The sequence below is a fragment of the Streptomyces sp. NRRL B-24572 genome (assembly GCF_002156145.1).
In the GTDB taxonomy this organism is placed as follows: domain Bacteria; phylum Actinomycetota; class Actinomycetes; order Streptomycetales; family Streptomycetaceae; genus Streptomyces; species Streptomyces vietnamensis.
The window spans coordinates 1-1652 of sequence record NZ_MWIG01000488.1; the positions used below are offsets into that span (position 1 = coordinate 1).

Genomic DNA, 1652 nt, shown 5'->3' on the forward strand with positions numbered 1-1652 from the left:
CCCCGGACTGCTCGCGGCCACCACCGTCAACGTCTCCGGGGACGCAGGCCCCGACGATCGCGGGCCGGCCATCACCCTCGCCGAGGTCGAAGAATTCCTCACCGAAGCAGGCCTCGACGCGATCGTCATGGACGGCGGCGTCTGCCCGGCAGCCAACCACCTCACCATCGTCGACTGCGTCGGCGACCAGACCCGCCTCGTCCGCGCCGGACTCGTCCACCCGCGGGCCATCGCCTCCGCCATAGGCCGGACCCTGCCCACTGCCTGACCGAACGATCTAACGGGCGCCCCCCATCCAGCGAGGCGCCCTGCATCAACGAGCGCACCGATTTATGAGGCCGACCTCGGTGACCCAGCAGACCGGCATCACCAAGTTCCTCGCCAGCGATGACGACGTAAAACGCGCGCTGGGCCTGTCGAGGGAAGTCGCCGAGGCATTCGGGTGGCCCGGCAACCGAGGCCGTCATCGAGACGACAGTTCGCACGTTGCTGTGGGCGCACAGGTCCTTCGAGAAAGAGGAGACAGCGGCTATGATCCTTTTCCAAACTTTGCGACGCCATATCGCCACTCTTGGAACCGGCGCGGCACTGGGCACCGCACTTCTGGTCGGCACGGGGGCGACCCCCGCCTACGCGTTCCCGCAGCTGGACGTCACGAAGACACACGTAGGCACCTTTACCCGCGGTGGACAAGGCGTCTACCGGGTGACGGTCACCAACACCGGTGACCAGCCGACGGGGTTTAGAGGTCCTAACAGAAGCCGTTGATGGTGTGACTGTCGGCCTGGATGCTCGTTGGTCCGTTCGTGGCGAAGAGGAACTCTCGGCCGTGGGTCGTTTCGGACGAACTGTGGTTGCTGATAGAGCCGTTGCTGCCGGTTGCGGCGCCGAAGCTGGTGGCGGGGCGGCCGCGGATTCCTGACCGGCAGGCTCTGTGCGGAATCCTGTTCGTGCTCCACACCGGCATCCAGTGGGAGTACCTGCCCCAGGAGCTCGGCTTCGGCTCCGGCATGACGTGCTGGCGGCGGCTCGCCGCCTGGAACGAGGCCGGCGTCTGGGACCGGCTCCATGCCGTCCTGCTGACGAGGCTGCGGTCGGCCAAGCAGCTGGACTGGTCGAGGGCGGTGATCGACTCCAGCCATGTCCGGGCCGCCCGCAGGGGCCCAAAAGCGGACCCAGCCCGGTCGACCGAGCGCGTCCGGGCAGCAAGCACCACGTCCTCGTCGACGGACAGGGCATCCCACTCGCGGTGTCGCTGACCGGCGGAAACCGCAACGACGTCACCCAGCTGCTGCCCCTGCTCGCGAAGATCCCGTCCGTGGCCGGCCTGGTCGGACGGCCCAGGCGACGACCGGACTTGCTCCTGGCGGACCGGGGCTACGGCCACGACAAGTACCGCCGCCTCGTCTGGGCCCAGGGCATCAAACCAGTCATCGCCCGCCGCGGTGTCCCGCACGGCTCAGGTCTCGGCATCCATCGTTGGGTCGTCGAGCGAACGATCGCCTGGCTGCACGGTTTCCGGCGTTTACGCGTCCGTTGGGAACGACGTGACGACATCCACGAAGCCTTCCTCGGCCTCGCCACCTGCCTCATCACCCACCGACACGTTCAACGCCTTTGTTAGGACCTCTTAGACGTCGTCTCATTTGGCA

At 67.2% G+C, this 1652-nt stretch carries 1 protein-coding gene and 1 pseudogene; both read left to right on the top strand.

Going from position 1 to position 1652, the window contains the following annotated elements; genetic code table 11:
* Window positions 1-268: pseudogene (locus CCN56_RS27420) on the top strand (translation factor Sua5); the annotation flags it as partial.
* A gap of 520 nt (window positions 269-788) precedes the next feature.
* Window positions 789-1624 (top strand): IS5 family transposase gene (locus CCN56_RS27425; RefSeq protein ID WP_107484229.1). Its coding sequence is split into 2 segments (ribosomal slippage): window positions 789-1158 and window positions 1158-1624, totalling 837 coding nucleotides; the frame shifts between segments, so codons are not numbered across the junction.
* Window positions 1625-1652 lie beyond the last annotated feature (28 nt).